Below are 16,921 nucleotides of genomic sequence, written 5' to 3' on the forward strand. Positions count from 1 at the left end.
TTCGCCAAACATGGACGAGAAAAAGTTCCTATGCAGAAACTTTTTCTCTCTCAAAGTATAAAAGCTGAGGTACACGCCCCCAGCTTTTATGCATTTGCGCTGCAAATGCTGTTTTGATGCGCGCTGCCGCGCGTATTGATGAACGCATCAACAAAATACTTTTTCGACAGACTCGTCCATTTTCATCTGGTTTTTTGCATGCAAAAACCGCCTGTTTTATAAACAGGCGGTTTGTTTGGTGGAGACGGTGAGGATCGAACTCATGACCTCCACACTGCCAGTGTGGCGCTCTCCCAGCTGAGCTACGCCCCCAAACTGCCGCGCAGGCATATACCCCAGCGACAAAAACTATTATACCGTATGCCATCCCATCTGTCAAGCGATTAAAGCATTTTTTGCTTACGAAATTCCAAATAACCGTTTCCCGTTTTCAGTGGTAATGCCTTCCACCTCAGCTGCATCCATCCCCTTCACCGCGGCAATCGTTTCTGCCATGCGATGCACATACAGCGAGGAATTGCGACGTCCGCGATACGGCTCAGGCGCCATATAAGGAGAGTCGGTTTCAATCATCAGCCGGTCGATCGGCGTTTCCCGGATAACCTCCAGTGCCTTACGGGCATTCTTAAACGTGATCACCCCGGTAAAGGACAGATAATATCCCAGCTTCAGCAGCTCCCGCGCCATCTCCACACTGCCTGCATAGCAATGGTATACCCCGGTCACATCAGGATAGCGCCGCGTAATTTCCATGCAGTCGCCGTGCGCATCACGGTCATGCACAATGACCGGCTTGCCCAGCTCCCGTGCCAGCTCCATCTGGCGGGCAAAAACCACCTGCTGACGGGCGCGGGCACGCTCCTCCTTCTCCCAATAATAGTCCAAACCGATCTCACCAATGGCGCACACTTTAGGCTCACGCCGGGCCAGCTCCTTCACAGCTTCCAGCGCATTGCTCCAGTTCTCGTCAATATTTTCCGGATGAATCCCCACCGCAGCATATACAAACGGATATTTTTGTGCATAGCTTGCCGCCTTGCGGCTGGTTGCCACATCGCAGCCGGGATTAAGGATCAGACCCACGTTATGCGCCGGCATGGAGGAAAGCAGTGCATCACGATCCTCATCGAAGCGCTCATCATCATAGTGGGCATGGGTATCAAACAGCATTATATCTCCTCCTCAAATCCATCCAAAATGGCGGCAGGCATTCCAAAGACCATCCCGGTCGACCGGATCGGTCACATAATCCGCCCGCGCCTTGAGCGCTTCCCGCGCATTGCCCATGGCAATCGAAAACCACCCCTGTCCGAACATGCACAGGTCGTTCGATCCATCCCCGAACACGACGACATCCTCATCCGGAATACCCATCCGGTCGAGCATCCGACGGATACCCTTCTGCTTTTCCGTTGGCTCGATCAGCAGCACATCACGGTTATAGCGCACGGTTGGCAGCGTGCCAAAATCAATTTCCGCCTCCTGTCCGGCCGGACAGGCGATGTTGACCTTATAGATCTCGCGCAGCGTGTGATAATCGAACGTTGGATCGAGCTGTGTAGGGAAATACTCCGGCGGCGCAAACGGCAGGTAACGCGCATCCGATGTTACACACATGCGCTCGTTCACCGGCGTAACCGACCATGGGATCTCCGCCGCTTCCAACCGCTCGATCAGTGCAATACATTCCTGCACCGGCAGGCTTTTCATCTCTGCGATCTGCCCGCCGAGCGTCAGGCTGTATCCGCCGTCCGCTACAAAATCCGCAAAGCCGTGCGCGGCGGCAAACCCCGCCGCCGATGCCTGCAGGCGGCCGGTCGCCAATGCGGTAAAGTGCCCCTCTGCGCGCAGACGAGCCAAACAGCGCACTGCGCTTTCCGGCATCACCATGGTCTGCCCAATGCTCAGTGTGCCGTCAATATCAAAAAAGAAATACTTCTTCTGCATAAACTTCCTCTTACTGCTTGTATTTTCTGTATATCCGCCCATAGGCAAAAATCAACACGGGCAAGCCGGGCAGGCAGGCCGCAGCCGTTATCACGCCCGCCCACAGCATCGAAAACAGGCTGGCGGCACCTGCCAGCACATACACCGCCCCATAGCTCCACCACAGACGGGCACAGGCGCGGTTATAGGCAGGAATATCCCGTATTTCCTGCGGTCTGACCGTACTGCCCGCCCAAAAGTGCATCGGATCGCGCCGCCGCGCCGCCCAGCAGCCGATACCAAGGAACACCGCCGCACAGATCCACAAAATTACCGCCATCGGGATGCCTTTGGGATTCATGCTTCCGCCTCCGGTTTTTCAAACACCAGATCCATATCCTTTATGCCGCCGGTGCGGGTAAACTGCGTCGGCACAAAACCGACATACCGCCACCCCTGCGCCGCATACTGCGTGATAAGCTCCCGGTGCTTGCAGCATACATTATCCACCAAGGCTCCGCCGCCGGTGTGCAGCGGCACATACATATACTGATACATGCAATGCCCTCCCTGCCGAAAAAAGGGCTGCAGCAGAACCGCAGCCCTTTTCACTCTTCTATTTTAGCACAGCTTTGCGCCCGCTGCAATCGCGTCATCCAGCATAAGCAGATTGAGCTTGCCGTCCTTTTCGGCAGACAGCAGCATACCGCAGGACTCCTGTCCCATCATCTTACGCGGCGGCAGGTTGGTCACGGCCACGACGGTTTTGCCGACCAGCTCCTCCGCCTTATAATACTTTGCAATGCCGGACAAAATCTGGCGCGGCTTGCCCGAGCCGTCGTCGAGCTGGAACTTGAGCAGCTTTTCGCTCTTCTTGACGTTCTCGCACGCCAGCACCTTGCACACGGTCATATCCACCTTGCAGAAATCGTCAAACGGAATATCCGGCAGGAAGGTGACGGACGGCTGCTCTGCCGCCTGCGCAGCCTGCTTTTCCTCTTCGATTTCCGCCAGCTTCTTCGGAATGTCGATGCGCTCAAACAGGATGGACGCCTCGCCCACCGGTACGCCTGCCTGCATACCGTCAAACGATGCAAGGCTTTCCACGCCCTGATCCGCCGCGTTCAGCTGCGCAAAGATCTTATCCGCGGTTTCCGGCAGATAGGGGCGCAGCATGGTTGCCGCAAAGCGGATGGACTCCAGCAGGTTATACAGCACGGTACCCAGACGGCTCTTTTTGCTCTCATCCTTCGCCAGCGCCCACGGCATGGTTTCGTCGATATACTTGTTCGAACGGCGCAGCAGCGTGAACACCTCGTCGATGGCATCCGCTACATGCAGGTCGCTCATGCGCTTCTCAACCGCCGCCGGCAGGCCAAGCGCGACGGCCTTCAGCTCCTCATCCACCGGCTCTGCGTCCGACGGCGCGGGCACAATGCCGCCGAAATACTTCTTGGTCATCGCGATCGTGCGGTTGACCAGATTGCCGAGCACATTGGCCAGCTCCGCGTTGATGCGCTCACAGATCAGCTCATAGGAGATCACACCGTCATTTGCAAACGGCATCTCGTGCAGCACATAGTAGCGCACTGCGTCCACACCGAACAGACGCACCAGATCATCCGCATAGATCACGTTGCCGAGCGACTTGGACATCTTGCCCTCGCCCACCAGCAGCCACGGGTGGCCGAACACCTGCTTGGGGAGCGGCTCGCCCAGCGCCATCAGGAAGATCGGCCAGTAGATCGTGTGGAACCGGATGATATCCTTGCCGATCAAATGCACGTCAGCCGGCCAGAATTTCTTGTAGTGCTCATCATGGTTACCGTCCGGATCGTAGCCGCAGAACGTAATATAGTTGGTCAGCGCGTCCAGCCAGACATAGACCACATGACCGGGGTCAAAGTCCACCGGAATACCCCACGAGAACGAGGTGCGGGATACGCACAAATCCTGCAGGCCGGGCTTTAAGAAGTTGTTGACCATTTCGTTTTTGCGGGACTCGGGCTGGATGAACTCAGGATGCTCCTCGATATGCTTCATCAGGCGGTCGGCGTACTTGCTCATGCGGAAGAAGTAAGCCTCTTCCTCCGCGTCTACCACCGGGCGGCCGCAGTCCGGGCAGCAGCCGTCCACAAGCTGGGATTCGGTCCAGAAGGACTCGCAGGGCTTGCAGTATTTTCCCTTGTAGCTGCCCTTGTAGATATCGCCCTGATCGTACAGCTTTTTGAAGATTTTCTGCACTTTTTTCTCGTGCATGGAATCGGTCGTGCGGACAAACTTATCATAGGTGGTATTCATCAGGTCCCAGATCTCCTTAACCTGCCCCGCCACATTGTCCACATGCTGCTGCGGCGAAATACCGGCCGCCTCAGCCTTTTCCTGAATCTTCTGGCCGTGCTCGTCCGTTCCGGTCTGGAAATATACGTCATAGCCGGTCATGCGCTTATAGCGCGCGATCGCATCGGCCAGCACGATCTCATAGGTGTTGCCGATGTGCGGCTTGGCCGAGGTATAGGCAATCGCCGTTGAGATATAATAGGGTTTCTTTTCCATATGATCTTACTCCTTTACATACCGTCTATTCTTTGCGCTTTATCGCATTTTTACCAATGTATACAGCCTTGCTGTCCGGCAAAACACTGTTTTTGATGACACGCAGCCGCTTTTATGCCCTCGCAGAGAAAGCCGTTCTTTTCCGGCACGCGGCAGGAGGCCGCAGCGAAAGATCCATCAAAAAAGCCCTCCTCCCCGAATGAATATCATCCAAGGACGAGAGCGAACCGCTTCCGTGTTACCACCTTGCTTCGCCCGCACCTCGCGGTGCGGACCTCTGCGGGTACTGCCATACCCGGACCCTGTAACGGGAGTCCTCCGCCGCAGCCTTACCGCATCCTTTGCGGCTCGGTACGGGGCTCCAAGGCCATTTTCCGCCGCGCCCTCCGCATCCCGCTCGCACCATCCGGGATTCGCTTTGCCGTTCTGCACCGCGTACTTTCCTTTTCATTGCCTATGATCCGATATGGCTTTATTATAGTCTTTTCCCGCCGTGCTGTCAACCGCCCCTCCCACAGAACGCACAAATAAGCGGCAGAGGAAATCCTCTGCCGCACGGCTAATCTTCGGTTTTCTGTTCTTCCTGCGCCGGTGCGTCCTGCGCCGGTGCATCTGCCGGCTGCTCCGGCACCTCCGCCGTTTCCTGCGGCGCAGCATCCGAAACCGCCGGTATGTCTGCTCCACCCTGCGCTGTCCAGACCGCCGATGCATCCCCTTCGCACACAGAAGACGCCGAAAGATGCTCATACAGGCTGATAAACGAAACATTGCTGTAGCTGCTGATAAATCCGTCCAGCACCACGGACAGGCACAGTGCCGCCACCAGCGCCAGCACCAGCACAGTCACCGCAGCACCGCCCTGCATCACAGACATGGCCGCAATACCGATTCCTACACACAAATAGGTCACGCCGACCGACAGCAGTGCCCAGCCGAAAAAGCTCAGCACAAACACCAGCAAATCCCAAAAATGTCCCTTGAATGCTGCCGCGGCATCGCGTGTTGCCGCCCAAGCGCCGTATTCCTCGTTGTCATACAACAGCACCCAACCGGCATTGTAGCTCATCAGCTTGACGTCGATCAACAGCACGACGATAAAAAATGCAATGTTGAGCAGCATCATCGACCCGTTCGAGGGGAAATAGCCGGACGCCATCATCCCCACCGGTATGGCCACCGCCAGCAAGAAATATACAAACGTCGGTCCGATAAGCCACAGCAGCCCGCGGAAAAACAGGCAGAACGACATTTTGATGCCGGTCCATGCCGAGCGCAGCGAAGCGAACGGTGTGAACAAAACCGTTGCCCCCGGTTCCTTCCCCCGGTGCAAGCCAATATAAAACCGCATCATGCCATACGTCAGCGGTCCGCTGATCAGCAGCATCAGCAAAAGCACCAGCCACATGCCGTTCATACCGTTCAAAAGTGCCATCGTCAGCAGGCGCTCATCGGTTACGCCGCTCAGCATCAGGCTGAACACGCCGCCGAACAGTGCGACATAGAGCAGCAGTGTCAGCAGCAGATACGGCACCGTATACAAAAACTGTATCCCGATGCAGCGCCCTAAGTGGGACACAACGATATTCTTACTATTCTTTTTAAGCTCCTTACGCACCTGTGCGTTATAGGTTGGGTTCATCTGTTCTCCTCCTTTTCTTTTACCGTTATGCTGCCGCTTCTTCGCCCGGCGCGGGGGCAGCCGATTCTGCCCCGGTCTGCGGGGGATCGGTCTCTTCCGGCTTTTCCGGCTCCTTCGGCTTTTCGGGAGCTGTCGGTTTGGGCTGGATCGTTCCTACATAAACCACCTTGTCCCGCTTCACGTAATTGGATTTATTCGCCAGCACCTCGGTGGTCTTGCCGTTCTCCGTGATCACCTTATAGGTGCGGGTGGAATAACCGGTGATGGGCGTTACATCCACGCGGGTCTCGCCCACCTTCATGCTGTTATCCTTTTTCTCCACCGTCTGCGGAGCATATGTTGCCAGCACCTCGGTGCGGGTGGAAACGGTCTTATCGCTGGTTTTGGTGCCGACGATCGTCATGATCATCTGCCCGCCCGACTGTTCCGCCAGAATTTTAACCGGATACGCCGTATTGTTGCGGAAGCGGAAATCCAGATTGCCGTAATCCACGGTCGCATCCTCTCCCAGCGGTGTATACGCCACGGTGAATGAGTGGTTATGCCGCTCGGTCACTTCCAGATCCGCGCGCAGCACTGCCATATACAGGGTGGAGGACGGCTGACACACACCGCCGCCGAATTCATCGACAACCTTTCCGTTGACATAAGCGCCCGCCGGCCGATAGCCCCGCGCCGCGGTGCGTTCCCCTACCACGCCGTTATACGAGAATTCGTCCCCGGGGTTGAGGATCGTACCGTTGATAGCCTTGGATGCCAGCCGCACATTGCCTGTACGCGCCACATTGCCCTCATTCAGGCTGGTGGCCGTGCGCGCCAACGTATCGCGGAACAGCTTTTCCTTCAGATCCGCCGCCGTCACATTCGCCGGTGTGATCTCTGCCGGAATGGTATACTGCGCAGCCGATCCGTCTCCCACAATCGTTTTAGCCTCCGCGATATCGAACTGCACCCCGGCTTTCTCCGGCAGAATGGTTTTACCGTCCTCCTTGCTGACGGTTGCCCCCACCGGATCGCCGATGGCCTCAGCTGCAATTTTCTCCACATCGATTTTCGGTGCATCGGTCAGCTCAGTGGATACCTCATATGGTTCAAAATCCATCAGACGGATCTTTTCCGTCAGCGCCTGCTCGACCGCATCCGCGTCAAAATGCACGCCCGGCTTACCTGCGTGGATGATCAGGCTGTCCTTTGCCGCTTCCCACGAGGGTTCGACCGGCTCGGTGATCGCCTCGGCAGCGATCTCCTCCAACGCCTTTTTCAATCCGTCCTCATCCACTGCGGCGGCAAGCTGCGCCTCCTTCTGCCCCAACAGGGCGCAGGCCACATCCCACATCCGGACAAACGGATTGCCCGTGCGCCCGACCGCGTACGCATTTTCTGCCGACTGTGCGGTATCCACCTGCTGCAGCACATCGCGTACCGGTATATCATACGTCGTCTCATAGATCATAACCGAAACCGCCGCATCCTGATAGAGCGGTGCGCTCTGCTCCTGAATACGCGCCGCGGCGGCGGTGCGATCCATCCCGCCGACCGGGATCGGCCCAACTGTAACCCCCGGAAACACCCGCGGATACAGATAAGTAAAGCCGCACAGCACCGCCAGCAGCACTACCAGTGCTGCACCGATGATCCACACCGCCAGCGGCACACGGAAAGGCTTTTTCTGCTTTTTCCCGGCATCAGGCGTTTTTTTGATATGCCGGGCTGTGTGTGCTCCCTTCCCAGCTTTTTTAACCTGTTTTTCCAAAATGCGCTCCTTTGATCCCCTTGCTCCGGCCCAGCCGCTGCGAACACCGGCTGCCGGCACATCTGCTCTCCGGTACTGCCTATATATGCAGAACCTCTTTTCCTCATACAGGATATACCAAAAACGGCAAGCACCCCGCTCACCATTTTTCGACAGTATACTCCGCTTTTATTATAGACGGTTATAGTGGTAGATGCAATAACAATTCGGTTAAATTCCCACGGCGGTTATTTTGTGCGTTTTTCACCATACTTTCGCCTGTCTTCACTTGACCACTTGCTCGTATGTCGGTAAACTATTTACAGTATTTGCTGAACGGAGTGTGGCATATGAAAAAATTTTTAGAAGAATTCAAAGCATTCGCGCTGCGCGGCAATGTGATGGACATGGCCATCGGCGTGATCATCGGCGGCGCGTTTTCCGGGATTGTCAACTCGCTGACCGAAAACATCATCAACCCGATCCTTGGCGCCGCCGGTTCAACCGACCTAAGTGCGTTCGTGCTCCAAATCGGCAATATCGAACTGCGGTACGGCGCGTTTCTCTCCTCCATCATCAATTTTGTGATTCTCGCACTGATTTTGTTTTGCATGATCCGCACGGTCAACAAGCTGGCACAGCGGCACAAAAAGCCTGCCGCCCCCACAGCACCGGCAACCAAGCTCTGCCCCTACTGCTGCAGTGAGATCCCCGTTGCCGCAACCAAATGCGCGCACTGCGCTTCCGAGCTGCCGCAGGAATAAGCTTTTCCATCAGCTGAATACCATACCGGCAGCAGGCGCCCCCCCGAATAAGGGCGCCTGCTGTTTTCTTTTGCAGTGCAGCGTTGCCGCCGCCGCGGTTTCGCAGTATAATAAGAAAAACGAAGGGAGGGAACCCCCCGATGGAGCGCACCATCCTGCACTGCGACTGCAACGCCTTTTACGCCTCGGTCGAGACCCTGCTTGACCCCACGCTGGCCGACGGGCCGAGCGCGGTCTGCGGTGACCCGGAAAGCCGCCATGGCATCATTCTTGCCAAAAATGAGCAGGCCAAGGCCTGCGGCGTGCAAACTGCCGAAACCATCTGGCAGGCCAAACGCAAATGCCCCTCCCTGCGGCTGGTTGCACCGCACCGGGAGGAATACGTCAAATACTCCCGCCGCTGCAACGAGCTGTACCTGCAATACACCGATCTGGTCGATCCCTTCGGCATTGATGAATCCTTTCTGGATGTGACCGGCTCGATGCACCTGTTCGGCACCGGCGCGGAGATCGCGGACACACTGCGCCGCCGTATGCGGGAGGAAATTGGACTGACCATTTCGGTCGGCGTATCGTTCAACCGCGCTTTTGCCAAGCTGGGCAGCGATTACAAAAAGCCGGATGCCACGACCGTATTCTCCCGCAAAAATTACCGCGAACGGGTCTGGCCGCTGCCGGTCAGTGCGCTGCTGTATGTCGGCAAGCGAACTTTGGGGCAGCTCAATCGTCTGGGCGTGCGGACGATCGGCGACCTGGCCGCCTGTGACCCGGTAGCCCTGCACCACATTCTGGGCAAATCAGGCGAGACCCTGCTGCGCTACGCCCGCGGGGAGGATACCGAGCCGGTGCGCTCATTTTATGCCGAGCGCGCGGTCAAATCAGTCGGCAACAGCATGACGTTTGCGCACAACCTCATCGGGGAAGAGGCATGCCGCATGGGGCTGAGTGCACTGTGCGATAACGTCGGCCGCCGCCTGCGCAGCCGCCAACTGGTGTGCCAAACCGTTCAGCTCGGCATCCGCGACCCGGAGTTCCGCAACCGTTCACGGCAGATCACACTCGAGCAGCCTACCAATGTCACCCGCGTGCTGCTTGATGCCGCTATGACACTGCTGCATACACACTGGACACCGGACAAACCGGTGCGCCTGCTGTCCGTCACGGCTGCCAACCTGCTGCCCGAAAACACAGCCTGCGAACAGCTTTCCCTGTTTGACGCTGCCGGCGCATTGCAGCAGCGCGACCGCCAACACAAGCTCGACCAAACCGTAGACGCGCTGCGGCGCAAATTTGGTGAGCAGTCTGTTATTTTTGGATACTCCGTCCCCAAACCGGATAAAAACGACCCCAACCACCACGATCAACCATAATAAACGGCATATCGGAAGGCGTGCAGCTACACTTCTGATATGCCGTTTTTACTGCGGCTCCTGCCGCCGTTACTGCCACGCTTCTTTCAGCAGGCGGGCCGCTTCGTCGATCTCCCGCTCGCTCATACCGGCATAGCCCAGCACCAATGTCGCCCGCGGCGGCTTGACCGGCGGCAGATAATAGGCGGACAGCCCGTATACCCGCACCCCCGCCGTGCGCGCCCGGTCGATCAGTTCACGCTCGGGCATGCCGTTGCGCATGTGCAGCAGCAGATGCAGGCCGGCCTCTGAACGCGAGATCTCATGCGGCAAACCAGACAGTTCGCGGTCGAGCGCGGCAATGAGCGCATCCCGCCGCGCCTGATATACCTTGCGGCTGCGGCTGATGTGCCGCTCAAAGCCGCCTGTACGCATAAACGCTGCCAGCGTATACTGATCCATGCTCGGCACCGTGGAGGAATAAAGCGAAAAACGCTCCCGATAGCGCGCCATGAGCGCTTCCGGCAGCACCAGATAGCCGATGCGCAGACCGGGCGCCAAGCTTTTGGCAAAGGTGTTGACATATACCACCCGTCCTTCCCGATCCAGCTCACCCAGCGCCGGGATCGGCCGCGAAGCATAGCGGAACTCACTGTCGTAATCATCCTCAATAATATACCGGTCCGGCGCGGCAGAAGCCCACCGCAGCAGCTCCATCCGCCGTGCAGCCGGCATAACCGTGCCCAGCGGGAAATGATGCGAAGGGGTCAGATAAACCACAGAGGCATCGCTTGCCGCAAGAGCATCCGCCCGCAGGCCACTTTTATCCAGCGGCAGCGGCCGCACCGCCGCGCCGCTTGCCGAAAAAATCTGATACAGCTTGCGGTAGCCCGGATTTTCCAATGCGTACACCCGGCTGCGCCCGAGCAGTTGAATCACCAGATGCATCAGATACTCCGACCCGGCCCCCACCAAAATCTGATCCGGAGAGACATTGATCCCGCGAAAATCATACAAATACCGCGCGATCTGCTCACGCAGCGCGGGCGCACCGCAGGGATCGGTCGCCTGCAGCAGGCGCTCGGCATCCTCGCTCAGCACCGCACGGGACAACCGCGCCCATGTTGCAAACGGGAAGCAGCCGTTATCCACAATATTGGTGCGGAAATCATAGCGGCACTCCTCCGCCGGGCGGTGATTGGCAGGAACAGCCACCGCCGCCCGCGGCGGAGCAGCCGCAGCGGGCACGGCAAGCTGCGGCTGCACAAAATACCCGCGCCGCGGCGCAGAGGTCAGATACCCCTCTGCCAGCAGCTGGCTGTACGCTGTTTCCACCGTGATCTGGCTGACACGCAAATTCTCCGCCAGCCGGCGCTTGCTCGGCAAACGTTCACCGCCTGCCAACGCCCCCGACATGATATCCGTGCGCACCGCACGGTAAAGCTGCTCATAAAGCGGTGTTTTGCTTTGCGGATCAAGATGATAGGTGAGCATACAACCGCCCCTTTCCTGATAAAGCTACCTGCGCCGGACTCACTTAGATGCTGCAAACATAGCCGCCTGTTCGATCCACCCCAGCAGCTCGTCATCCAGCTGCGCTTCGTCCGACACCAGCACATGATGCGTCCAGCGGTTGGGATAGGGTTCGGCTGCCGCCCAAATGCGCGGCGAATCCACCCGATAGGATAAGCCGAAGCTGACCACAATCGCTTCCCCCTGCGCTTTACGGCGCGGCAGGGAGACAAAGGCAAACCCATGCCGGTTTTCCAATGTGATCTGGCTTTTCAGCACGCGGACTCGTGTATCCGGACAAGCCGCACGCACCTTGCCCTCAAATATTTGATACAGGGCGAGCGCGTGCGGACGGCGGTCGAAAAACCGCATCGCATCGATAGCTGCAAAATCCGGCATACAAAACCCCTCCGAACTGGCATTGTTGTTTTTACAATACCAGTTCAGAGGGGTAATGTCAAGATACACACCTGCACGTGCCCGCCTCATATGAGACCCGCGGTGCGCAGAATAAATAAAATCACCGTCAGCGTGACCGCGCTGAGCGCCGTGCTCAGCATCACGATCGAAGCCGCCAGCACATGATCGCCGCCCATGTTTTTCGCCATCACATAACCGGAAACCGTGCTCGGCGCACCGCATAGGATGACCAGCGCGACCATTGCCTGATCGCGAAAGCCCAGCCATGCCGCAACAGGCAAAAAGACTGCCGGCAGCAAAATCAGCTTGATAAACGTGGCTGCACAGGTCGGTCCGATTTTTTTCAGCGCCTTCGCCCCTTCAAAACCCGCGCCAATGCTGATCAGCGCCAACGGTGTGGCACACCCGGCAAGCAGATCCAAGCCCTTGGACAGCATGGGCGGGAACGTCACCTGCAGCAGCGAAAACGGCAGACCGGCCAGAATCCCCAGAATGATCGGGTTGGTCACGATCCCTTTAACGGTGCGCCGCAGCATCGCGCCGTGATCCAACGTCTGCCCGGCCGGGGCGGTCACCGTGAGCACCAGCACGGAAAAAATGTTGTACAGCGGCACGCTCGCCACGATCATCAACGGAACCAGCCCGGCGTTTCCGTACAGATTACGCACAAACGCTACCCCGAGAATGGCCTGCGAGCCGCGGAATGCGCCCTGTGTGAACGCACCGACCATGCTTTGATCGGGCAGCAGGCGCGCTGCGCCAAACCAAATCGCAAAAAAATATACCGTTGTGATACCCGCACAGAAAAAGAAAAAGCCCGCATCAAACTGCTCGGTAATGCGCCCCGCTGCAATATCGCGGAACAGCAGCACCGGCAGCAGCACACGGAACGCCAGCTTATCCAGATCCGCCAAGGTGGAAGGGGCAAAAAAATGCCGCCCGCGCAGCAGGCGGCCCAGCAGGATCAGCGCAAACACCGGCACGGTCGCATTCAGGCAAAACAGCAGATCATCCATCCGCTTCCCCTCCTGCCGCGCCTTCCTCCTGCCGGAAAAAGTCCTGCAATTTTTCCAAACTCTGTGCCAGCACCGCCGCCTGCTCAGGAGTCAGCGTATCCACCACGGCGGACACCATCCGCTCGTGAAACGACCGATGGTACTCATATGCCGCACGTCCCTTGGCGGTCAGTGTCAGGTAAACGACCCGGCGATCCTCCCGGCTGCGGACGCGGCGCACCAGCTCCTTGGCCTCCAGTTTGTCACAAGCCACGGTCAGCGTTGCGAGTGTTACACCGATCAAACGGGCCAGCTCGCTCATGCGGACCGGCTCCTGCAGCCCGATTTTTTCGATAATATGAATCTCGGTAATGGAAACCGTACGATCCAGCCCAGCCGTCATGGCGCGTTCCTCTATCTTGTTGATCCGGCCGAACACATCGACCAGAAAGCTGTTGAGCTGCTCCGCACTGGCCATGCCGCTCCTCCTCCTGCAAAGTAGTTAACCTTTCTAAATATTAGCATACCTAAGCGAAAAAAGCAACCGGCATCCGTATATTACCGCACATCGCAGCGCAGCGCCGCTTCGGTCATCCGCGGAACAGCACAGCGATCCCGGCGCGCAGCAGCGCACCAGCTGCCGCCAGCAGCACGCACAGCGCATACGGTGCACGGCAGGCACGCAGCAGCCGCGGTCCGCCCCGTTCTCCCGCCTGCCATACCATGGTGCAGGCTGCCAGCAGCGCAGATACGCTGAGCACCGCCGGCAGCCCGGCAGCACAGGCTGCCGCTATGCTGCCGCCCTGCCCCAGACTGACCGCCACCGTCAGCGCAAGCACATAGCCGCGCGCCGCCGCCACCGCAGATAAAAACAGCGGCTGCGGACGCAGCAGACCGCAGCCCAACGGCAGCAAAATCCACAGCACGGCGCAGAACACACTTTTCACCGTTTGTTCCGGCAGTGCTGTGAGCATGTCCGCCAGATCGACCGCGCCGTCCCCCGCGCCTGCGTACAGGCCGGTCAGCCCGCCCGCGACCGCGCCGCACAAAAATACGGCGCACAAAAACAAAAATACAGGCGTGCGCACCAGAGCATCAAAAAAACCGAGAATATGCTGTTTGTTCATACGGCTCCCCCTTTATGGAAGGTCATATCACAGCATATTCCCGGTTTGATCTGATTAGAACTCAGCCCTGCTCGTTGATCAGGTCACACATCGCGTTAACCAGATCGCGGCACGGCTGGTGCAAAAACAGGCGCGCCTTCTGGTTGATCTCATAGGTCGCATACATCTTTCCGTTCTCATCCCGATGCAGCACGGCGGCAATCAGCTCGGTCGCAGCAGCGATCCGCTCGGACACATAGGCCAGATCGACCGATTCCTTATCGCACACCGTAACGACCACGCGCTTCTGCGAGCTGCTCGAAATACGGGCCAGCTCGGTAGGCATCTCACGCTTGGAGGCCGTGACGAGCACGATCTCACTTTTGATCATCGCAGACAAATCATCATCGCAAATGCGCACATCGTAGCCTTCTGCCGCGCGGCAGGCTGCCTCGTTCCCGGCAGATAAAAACAGATTGCGCGCGGGAATGATCTCCTTTACCAGGATCGCCCGGATCAGCTTGGGCAGGTATTCGCCCTCGCCCAGCACGGAAACCAATACATTCTGCGGCATATCATCATCTCCTTTACAGGGGGCGTTCAAAAAATACAGTAGTCATTATACGCCACCGCACAGCCGGTTCGCAATTGATTTTACGCATTCTTCTGATAATTCAGCGTTTTAACTATTCTGCACAAATTTTCTCCTTAGCTTTCAGATAGATTGCACACTCAAGGCGCTTGCGCTCCATCTCGCAGCCCAGATCATAGGAGTCGTTCATGTCGTGGTTCATATTATAGTTCGCCGCCGAGCAGCCGCCCGAGCAGTAGAACTTCGCCCAGCACTTCTGGCATTTGGGACGGGTATAAATATTCATGCCCGCAAATTTCGTTGCGATCTCCATATCAAACGACTGATCGAGCACGCTGCCCTGCTTGAATTCTTCCTTGCCGACAAACTGGTGGCAGGGATAAATATCGCCGTCCGGCGTAACAGCCACATACTCATAGCCCGCGCCGCAGCCGCGCAGACGCTTGACCACGCACGGTCCCTGATCCAGATCGACCATAAAGTGGAAGAAGGTAAACGGCTTGCCCTGCCGTCTGCGCTCGAGCATGATCTCCGCCAAGCGGTCGTACTCCGCCTCGATCTTCGGCAAGTCCGCCTCGGTCAGATCGTAGCCGCAGCCCGGGTCGGCAGCCACCGGCTCGACCGAAAGGCTGTCAAAGCCTGCATCCGCAATGTGAACCACATCCTCCGCAAAATCCAGATTGCGCGAGGTAAAGGTGCCGCGCGCGTAATAATCCTTCTGCGGATCGCGCGCATCGACCAGCGCCTTGAACTTGGGCACGATCACGTCGTAGCTGCCCGCGCCCGACACGGTTTTGCGGAACTCGTCGTTAACGCCCGGGCGGCCATCCAGCGACAGCACGACGTTATCCATATTTTCATTGATATATGCCCGCTTGTCCTCATCGAGCAGCAGGCCGTTGGTGGTAATGGTAAAGCGGAACTTCTTGTTGTGCTTTTCCTCCAGACTGCGCGCGTAATCAACCGTCTGCACAACCGTATCCCATGCCATCAGCGGCTCGCCGCCGAAAAAGTCCACTTCAATATTATGGCGCTGTCCCGAACGGGCGATCACAAAGTCGATCGCCTTTTTGGCGATCTCGGGCGGCATGATCTTGCGGCCCTGACCGAAGTCGCCGGTCGAAGCAAAGCAATAGGTGCAGCGCAGGTTGCAGTCGTGCGCCACATGCAGGCACAGCGCCTTGACCGGTGCGCCCACCGGAATATATTTGCTTACATCAATGTAATCGTCTTCCGCGAAGAGCTGGCCGGATTTTTTCAGCGCATACAATTCGCCGTAAGCCTCGCGCACCTCGGAAACGTCATACTGCCCCAGCGCATCCACAACCGACTGCGGGCAGTCCTCTGCCATGGTTTCATCTATCAGACCGGATACCGCATAGCTGATATCATCCAGTACATGCACTGCGCCGGAATTCACGTCCAGCACAAAATTTAGTCCGTTTTTTTGATAGCGATGAATCATATTGATTTCGATTCCTCCGAATACGTCAGCAAAGGCGCGCGGAGCCGCGCGCCTTTGTCCATTTTTTCATTTCGCGTATCACGCGCTTTTGCATGGAAAATGGCTGCACCGCAGCCATCTCCACAAAACCCGCGGCACAAAACGCCTTGCCGCAACACAGTGGAAACGGCAGTCTGAGCAATGTTCACAGGTTTTCATTCCACACTTTTTCCATCCGCAGCGGCTTTCAGCCGAAAGCGCCGCCTCAGGGTCAGGTGCAGTTTTACTTCGCGTGCTCGCACTTCTGGTTTGCCACGGTGCAAGAGGTCTTGCACGCGGACTGGCAGGAAGTCTGGCACTCACCGCAGCCGCCGTGTGCTGCCGTCTGCTTCAGGGTAGCAGAAGTCAGGGTGGATACATGCTTCATGGATTTTTCCCTCCTACTTTTTCGTATGACTGTACCGTTTCTTTTTCCGCATATTGGCACCGGCGAGACCGCCGAGCGCCGAGGCTGCCAGCATGCACAGCAGACTGACCGCCACGCGTACCGGATTGACCGGCTGGGCAAGCAGTGCAACACCTGCCGCCAGCAGGATCAGAAAAACCAGACCGCCGGCTCCGACCGCCCACAATAGCTTACCGCCGGGCGCACGCTTTGCCGCCAGCAGTGCCGCCAGCGCACAGCCGGTTGCCAAAAAGGCAAGTGCACACGGTGCGATCATCCCTTCCGGCAGAACCACGCGATGCACCAGCACCGCCCCGACCAGCATCAAAAGCAGGGTTGTCAACAGGCCTGCCGCCGCAGCCGGCAGCAAAATACCGGCGGGCGAGCTGCCCTCATTGGTCTTTCTCATCACTTACGCATCCTCCCGCCGAATAATTGGTA

Annotated in this window: 18 protein-coding genes and 1 tRNA gene; 2 read left to right on the top strand and 17 right to left on the bottom strand. The window is 57.6% G+C overall.

Annotated elements, in window-relative coordinates:
• Positions 1 to 236: 236 nt before the first annotated feature.
• The 8 genes from T363_RS0109030 to T363_RS15155 form a co-directional block, all read right to left on the bottom strand.
• Positions 237 to 312 (bottom strand) — tRNA-Ala (locus T363_RS0109030).
• A gap of 87 nt (positions 313 to 399) precedes the next feature.
• Positions 400 to 1,170, bottom strand: coding sequence for a TatD family hydrolase (locus tag T363_RS0109035; protein ID WP_031475184.1), 771 nt, complete (start codon positions 1,168 to 1,170; stop codon positions 400 to 402).
• Between the two features lie 12 nt (positions 1,171 to 1,182).
• Positions 1,183 to 1,947: an HAD hydrolase family protein gene (locus tag T363_RS0109040; RefSeq protein WP_031475185.1), complete on the bottom strand. Its 765-nt coding sequence runs from the start codon at positions 1,945 to 1,947 to the stop codon at positions 1,183 to 1,185.
• Positions 1,948 to 1,957: 10 nt separating this feature from the next.
• A complete protein-coding gene (locus T363_RS0109045; protein WP_031475186.1) occupies positions 1,958 to 2,287 on the bottom strand; it encodes a hypothetical protein in 330 nt (109 codons plus the stop codon).
• Complete coding sequence (locus tag T363_RS0109050; RefSeq protein WP_031475187.1) at positions 2,284 to 2,484, bottom strand: DUF4177 domain-containing protein; 201 nt, start codon at positions 2,482 to 2,484, stop codon at positions 2,284 to 2,286. The genes T363_RS0109045 and T363_RS0109050 overlap by 4 nt, the downstream gene beginning before the upstream one ends.
• Positions 2,485 to 2,547: 63 nt before the next feature.
• Positions 2,548 to 4,482, bottom strand: coding sequence for a methionine--tRNA ligase (gene metG / locus T363_RS0109055; RefSeq protein WP_031475188.1), 1,935 nt, complete (start codon positions 4,480 to 4,482; stop codon positions 2,548 to 2,550).
• A gap of 559 nt (positions 4,483 to 5,041) precedes the next feature.
• Positions 5,042 to 6,121: a DUF975 family protein gene (locus T363_RS14580; RefSeq protein ID WP_034972077.1), complete on the bottom strand. Its 1,080-nt coding sequence runs from the start codon at positions 6,119 to 6,121 to the stop codon at positions 5,042 to 5,044.
• Positions 6,122 to 6,146: 25 nt separating this feature from the next.
• Positions 6,147 to 7,874, bottom strand: coding sequence for a VanW family protein (locus T363_RS15155; protein ID WP_154658783.1), 1,728 nt, complete (start codon positions 7,872 to 7,874; stop codon positions 6,147 to 6,149).
• A gap of 329 nt (positions 7,875 to 8,203) precedes the next feature.
• Here T363_RS15155 and mscL point away from each other — a divergent pair, with 329 nt between their 5' ends.
• Entirely contained in the window at positions 8,204 to 8,617 is a 414-nt protein-coding gene (mscL, locus tag T363_RS0109075; protein ID WP_031475190.1) for a large conductance mechanosensitive channel protein MscL, read from the top strand.
• A 140-nt stretch (positions 8,618 to 8,757) separates the two neighbouring features.
• Positions 8,758 to 9,987 (top strand): DNA polymerase IV, encoded by a 1,230-nt coding sequence (dinB, locus tag T363_RS0109080; RefSeq protein WP_031475191.1) that lies wholly within the window; start codon positions 8,758 to 8,760, stop codon positions 9,985 to 9,987.
• Positions 9,988 to 10,056: 69 nt separating this feature from the next.
• Here the strand turns inward: dinB and pdxR are convergent, their stop codons facing one another.
• From pdxR to T363_RS0109130, 9 genes are all read right to left on the bottom strand, one after another.
• Positions 10,057 to 11,460 (bottom strand): MocR-like pyridoxine biosynthesis transcription factor PdxR, encoded by a 1,404-nt coding sequence (gene pdxR / locus T363_RS0109085; protein WP_031475192.1) that lies wholly within the window; start codon positions 11,458 to 11,460, stop codon positions 10,057 to 10,059.
• Between the two features lie 39 nt (positions 11,461 to 11,499).
• The gene (locus T363_RS0109090) at positions 11,500 to 11,877 is read right to left on the bottom strand and encodes a DUF5655 domain-containing protein (protein WP_051643195.1); all 378 of its coding nucleotides are present in this window, start codon (positions 11,875 to 11,877) and stop codon (positions 11,500 to 11,502) included.
• Between the two features lie 86 nt (positions 11,878 to 11,963).
• A complete protein-coding gene (locus T363_RS0109095; protein ID WP_031475194.1) occupies positions 11,964 to 12,914 on the bottom strand; it encodes an AEC family transporter in 951 nt (316 codons plus the stop codon).
• Positions 12,907 to 13,371 (bottom strand): MarR family winged helix-turn-helix transcriptional regulator, encoded by a 465-nt coding sequence (locus tag T363_RS0109100; protein ID WP_031475195.1) that lies wholly within the window; start codon positions 13,369 to 13,371, stop codon positions 12,907 to 12,909. Before T363_RS0109100 ends, T363_RS0109095 begins: the two co-directional genes overlap by 8 nt.
• A 112-nt stretch (positions 13,372 to 13,483) precedes the next feature.
• On the bottom strand, positions 13,484 to 14,020 hold the full coding sequence (locus tag T363_RS0109105) for a hypothetical protein (RefSeq protein ID WP_031475196.1): 537 nt from the start codon (positions 14,018 to 14,020) through the stop codon (positions 13,484 to 13,486).
• Positions 14,021 to 14,081: 61 nt separating this feature from the next.
• Entirely contained in the window at positions 14,082 to 14,573 is a 492-nt protein-coding gene (locus T363_RS0109110; RefSeq protein WP_031475197.1) for a hypothetical protein, read from the bottom strand.
• A gap of 112 nt (positions 14,574 to 14,685) precedes the next feature.
• The gene (gene scfB, locus T363_RS0109115) at positions 14,686 to 16,056 is read right to left on the bottom strand and encodes a thioether cross-link-forming SCIFF peptide maturase (protein ID WP_031475198.1); all 1,371 of its coding nucleotides are present in this window, start codon (positions 16,054 to 16,056) and stop codon (positions 14,686 to 14,688) included.
• 262 nt (positions 16,057 to 16,318) lie between these two features.
• On the bottom strand, positions 16,319 to 16,462 hold the full coding sequence (gene scfA, locus T363_RS15605; protein WP_078096990.1) for a six-cysteine ranthipeptide SCIFF: 144 nt from the start codon (positions 16,460 to 16,462) through the stop codon (positions 16,319 to 16,321).
• A 13-nt stretch (positions 16,463 to 16,475) separates the two neighbouring features.
• Positions 16,476 to 16,889 carry a TIGR04086 family membrane protein gene (locus tag T363_RS0109130; RefSeq protein WP_031475199.1) on the bottom strand — a complete coding sequence of 138 codons (414 nt, stop codon included), beginning with the start codon at positions 16,887 to 16,889 and terminating at the stop codon, positions 16,476 to 16,478.
• Between the last annotated feature and the right edge of the window lie 32 nt (positions 16,890 to 16,921).

It is taken from the genome of Agathobaculum desmolans ATCC 43058 (assembly GCF_000701665.1).
Classification (GTDB): domain Bacteria; phylum Bacillota; class Clostridia; order Oscillospirales; family Butyricicoccaceae; genus Agathobaculum; species Agathobaculum desmolans.